The sequence below is a fragment of the Mongoliibacter sp. genome, from assembly GCF_007692705.1.
Lineage (GTDB): Bacteria > Bacteroidota > Bacteroidia > Cytophagales > Cyclobacteriaceae > Mongoliibacter.
In genome coordinates, this window is record NZ_REBN01000051.1 from 1 (window position 1) to 4579 (window position 4579).

Below are 4579 nucleotides of genomic sequence, written 5' to 3' on the forward strand. Positions count from 1 at the left end.
TTTATTCCCAGCCCCATGCCGGTCCAGGGCTTTCCACTTCTTTACTTAAATCAAACTTGACAGAGAAGTACCTGTCGCTTCCAATTCTTCTCAGATTATATGAAAAAGAATCCTCCTCTAAAGTTATCCACCATACATTGTTGGCCGCATAAGGAATTAAGTCTGTGGTTTCCTGATCAGCTGGGAAAAACTGAATTTTTGACATTCCCGTATTAGAAGCAATTCCTCCATATTGGGTCACCTCATCCTCTGAGCCATCTTCATGTCTATGGTCATGCTTAAGTTTAATCAAGCCATTTTCCATGGTTAGAACCCACGTTCTTGATTTGTCATCACCCACAAAAAACGGAATGTGGATAAAATCATCTCCACAGTCCACCACATGCATGATAAGGGTTTTTCCCGTAAAGGGGTCATTTTCAGAAGGGGTCATGATTTCACCTGCGTAGGATTTCCCGCAGTGTTTCTTCAGGGAGTCCCAAAATTCCTGATTTCCAGGTTTTTCTTGGGCGATACTGCAAAATGAACTTAGGACAAAAATAAGGGTTAAGACTTTTTTCATTTGGTAAGATGTATTAAGCGGTTTAATAATGCTTAAATAAGCATTATTCCTGCCTTTTGCGCAAACACTTTTATTTAACAGGCTGTTTAAATTGCAAATGAAATACAAAAGAGTTGTTGTTTGGTTTAGAAATGATTTAAGGGTGCATGATCATGCACCCTTATTTGCCGCTGCACAAAATGCGAAAGAAATCATACCTGTTTATTGCTTTGATCCAAGGATGTTTTCTTTGGAAGAAATAGGTTTCGCAAAGACAGGAATACACCGCACCAAATTTCTCATAGAGGCAGTCGAGAATCTCAGGGAAAACCTTAAGAATCTTGGTTCAGAACTTATTATATGTCAGGGAAAACCTGAAGAGGAGGTGCTTCGAATAGCAGAGGTATCTGAAGCAAATGCTGTCTTTTTCTCCGAAGAAGTTACTCCTGAAGAGAAGTTGGTTGAAGAAAGTCTTGAGCAAAACCTGTGGAAAAAGGGAATAAAAACGGAAGGTTTTTGGCAGAGCACTTTATACCATTTGGAAGATTTACCATTTCCTGTAAGTCAAGTGCCTGAAGTGTTTACTCAGTTTAGGAAAGAATGTGAAAAATATGGGAAGATCAGAGAGACTTATCCCAATCCGGGGACATTGAAATTTCCTGATTTAAATAGAGATAAAGGTGAGCTACCTGATATGAAGTATTTTGGTTTGGAGGAGCCGGAGCCTGACCCTCGGAGAGTGTTGGTGTTTAAAGGTGGAGAAGAGGAAGGTCTTCGGCGACTTCAGACCTATTTTTGGGAAAACAATTGCCTGAAGGATTACAAGCAAACTAGAAATGGACTATTGGGTGCAGACTACAGTTCGAAATTCTCAGCTTGGTTAGCATTGGGCTGTCTAAGCCCTAGGTATATTTATGAGGAGGTGAAGAGGTATGAGAAAGAGGTCAAAAAAAACCAATCTACTTATTGGTTAATCTTCGAATTGATTTGGAGAGATTATTTTAGGTTCATAGCCAAGAAGCATGGATCAAAGATTTTTCAGTTGCAAGGCATCAAAAATGATGTGGATAACTGGAAACGTGATGAATCACTATTCTGGAAATGGGCCAATGGAGAGACAGGGATTCCTTTTGTAGATGCCAACATGCGGGAACTGAATGCCACAGGATTTATGTCAAACCGGGGCAGGCAAAATGTTGCTTCTTTCCTGGTTAATGATCTGGAAATCGATTGGAGGTGGGGAGCAGCTTATTTTGAAAGTATGCTGATCGATTATGATGTCTGCAGCAACTGGGGAAATTGGATGTATGTGGCGGGAGTAGGGAATGATCCTAGAGAAAACAGGTACTTCAACATCCTTAGACAAGGACAGAATTATGATAAAAAAGGAGATTATGTGAGAACTTGGATCCCTGAATTGGCCACTATTCCGGGCTTTGATATTCATATTCCTTGGGACTTATCCACATCATTACTAAAGTCATGTGGGGTCTCATTGGGGGGGAGTTATCCACATCCTATGGTCAGGTTTAAGGTTTATCTTTGATATAGAATAAAGGATATAATTATTTCAATCGCCTACGATCCGCCATAATCGTTAATCAGAGTTGCGTGGGAATTTGCTTAAATGATTGTGTAACATTTTTTGGCAGACATTTCCGTTAAACAGATTTAAATCTAATTTTTAATGATATTTGCTTAAATTTCAAAAAATCAGATAAGGTTTTAAATTACTGATTCTAGACCATATTTATCGTGGCATAATCTTAATTCCGATTTTTTATGAAGCGTTCAAAGAGGTAGGGAATGAGGACTATGCGAAGCAAATTTTAATGGCACTAGAGATTCCATTTAAATGAAAAAATATTAGCCTGACATGAAAAATAGATACCTTTTTCTCTTTTTGATGATTTTTTGTTTAGCCTGTGAAAAGGGTGAAAAAAGCATGCTTTTGGGCCAGATGGAGGCCTTTGCTGAAATGGTAGCCGCAGACGTTAAGCCTTTGGCATTAAGTGAACCCATGCATGCCAAGGATGTGGATAACTTATGGTCTGAAGCCCAAGAAATTGCTGAAAAATATGGAATCGGTGTTTACAGAGAAGGGAATTTGGTACCAACCCAGCTTTTTCCTATTGAGGTAGCGCAAGGCAAAGAAGTGTTGATTTTTCATAAAGAAAATGCACTTCAGGCCTATCTTGACCTCAAAGAAAGTATGGCTTCCGGAAATAATCAGCAAGCTGAGGCCAGAAGATTTGGAAGGCTATTGGGTTATCCCCCGCATTATATCAATCAGCTATTGGCGAAGCATTCCGATTTCAGGACTTTACCTGATTTTGGAATTAAGGCAACCAATATTTTCCTGTATTACAAGGATCTTTCAAGGGCTGAAGATTTTTATGGAAATCTACTGGGGATGGAAAAAGTCTCCGATTATGAATTTGCAAAGACATTTCGGGTTTCTGAGGATGCCTTTATTACACTGGTGGATGCTGAATTGGGCCGACATAAGGCTGAGGAACCAAAGACAGTTGCCATAGCATTGCTTACCGATCAGCTGCCTGAATGGTATGATTTTCTTCAGGAGAAAGAGGTGGAAATCAAGTACACCTATAAACCCAAGGAAAACAATGCCCATGATGGTTTTGTGGCTGTGGATCCTGAAGGATACCTGCTGGAATTTGAGACTTTCAAACAGCATCCCGAAAATGAAAAGCTGATGCCTCAATTGAGGCGATACCCTGCCTTGCCCACTGCTTTGAATGCACATCCTTTGGAATTGGGATTTTATGGGACAGTGACATGGATGTATTATGAGGATCTGCAGGAAGCAGAGCGTTTTTATGAAGAACAAATCGGACTGCCCTTGATTGTGGATCAAGGCTGGGCAAAAGTCTATCAGGCTTCTGAAACGGGTTATATTGGATTGGTCGACGAAAAGCGGGGCATGCACAATTACACAGAAAAGAAGGGAACAAGCATAGCCTTCGTTGTGGATAACCTGGAGGACTGGTATGCCTATTCACAAAAACATGCACCTTTTACCCTGGAAAGGGAAATGTATTCAGGAAAGGAGGATAGATACAAAGCATTTGTAGGAGTAGATCCCGGGAAGTATTTTTTGGAGTTCAATGCTTTTTTGGAACATGAAGATAATACGAGGCTGTTTGAAGTACTGAGCAAGTAGAGGTATTGGTTTGGGTATACAGACTTTGATAATTAAATGTATAGCCGATTTGGCTTAGGATCGATATTCATTGATATTAGATACTTATTGATATTGACCAATTGCAATCGATAAATCAATGAATTGAAACTACTGGTAAAAATGCACTTTATCAGATTAGATATTTATTCTATTGGATAGAAGTAGTCAATATTTTTAGAGATTGAAGTGAGCAGGAAATTAAGTATATCATATAAACACAAAAATCATTTTTTAGATCAATCATCACAAGTTTCAGTGGCGTTGTCCTGAATGCTTGTTTGGATTTCAGGTTTTATATTCATTTGCTTTTGTAAAAATGAAAAAGCCATGATCCGATTTTTAATTGTTGTCAATTCTTTTCTCTTAGTACTTCTATGCTGTAGACCTGTATCAGCCCAGGTGATTGATTTGGATGAAGAGCAGGAGTTATCCACATCTGAGAAATTTGATAAAAGTAATATGTATTACATAAGTCCCGGTGATTTTGGATATCAAATGGGATTAGGGAATATGTATAGTAGATTGGGTAACTTTTTGGAAACAGACCCCAGTAGTTTTAACAGGTTTGTTGGTTTTGGTATTGGATGGAAAAGGAAAGCCTTATTTTATAACCTTTATGCAGCTTTCCAACCTTTTACAACACCGCTCATTAATACTTCCGGAAATGTCAGGACAGTAGCTGATTTTTCCAGTACTTATGCAGATTTAACCATAGGACGTGCCATTTTTTCCACTCAAAGCCATGATTTTATTCTAAAAGGTGGGTTAGGGTTTTTTGGAAATGTCATTCAGGTAAGACAATATACCTCCAACAATTTTGACCTTGATAATTT

Annotated in this window: 4 protein-coding genes; 3 read left to right on the forward strand and 1 reads right to left on the reverse strand. The window is 38.8% G+C overall.

The window, feature by feature from the left end:
- Position 1 precedes the first annotated feature (1 nt).
- The gene (locus tag EA341_RS00840) at positions 2 to 562 is read right to left on the reverse strand and encodes a hypothetical protein (protein ID WP_293010784.1); all 561 of its coding nucleotides are present in this window, start codon (positions 560 to 562) and stop codon (positions 2 to 4) included.
- 97 nt (positions 563 to 659) lie between these two features.
- Between EA341_RS00840 and EA341_RS00845 the strand changes: the two genes are divergently transcribed.
- The 3 genes from EA341_RS00845 to EA341_RS00855 all read left to right on the forward strand — a co-directional run.
- Complete coding sequence (locus tag EA341_RS00845; RefSeq protein WP_293010785.1) at positions 660 to 2087, forward strand: DASH family cryptochrome; 1428 nt, start codon at positions 660 to 662, stop codon at positions 2085 to 2087.
- Between the two features lie 330 nt (positions 2088 to 2417).
- Positions 2418 to 3725 (forward strand): VOC family protein, encoded by a 1308-nt coding sequence (locus EA341_RS00850; protein WP_293010786.1) that lies wholly within the window; start codon positions 2418 to 2420, stop codon positions 3723 to 3725.
- Between the two features lie 348 nt (positions 3726 to 4073).
- Positions 4074 to 4579 (forward strand): hypothetical protein (locus EA341_RS00855; protein ID WP_293010787.1); only part of this gene is annotated, 506 nt, incomplete at its 3' end.

Coding starts and splice junctions, on each gene's coding strand:
- EA341_RS00840 (WP_293010784.1), bottom strand. CDS start 562: ATGAAAAAAGTCTTAACCCTTATTTTTGTCCTAAGTTCATTTTGCAGT.
- EA341_RS00845 (WP_293010785.1), top strand. CDS start 660: ATGAAATACAAAAGAGTTGTTGTTTGGTTTAGAAATGATTTAAGGGTG.
- EA341_RS00850 (WP_293010786.1), top strand. CDS start 2,418: ATGAAAAATAGATACCTTTTTCTCTTTTTGATGATTTTTTGTTTAGCC.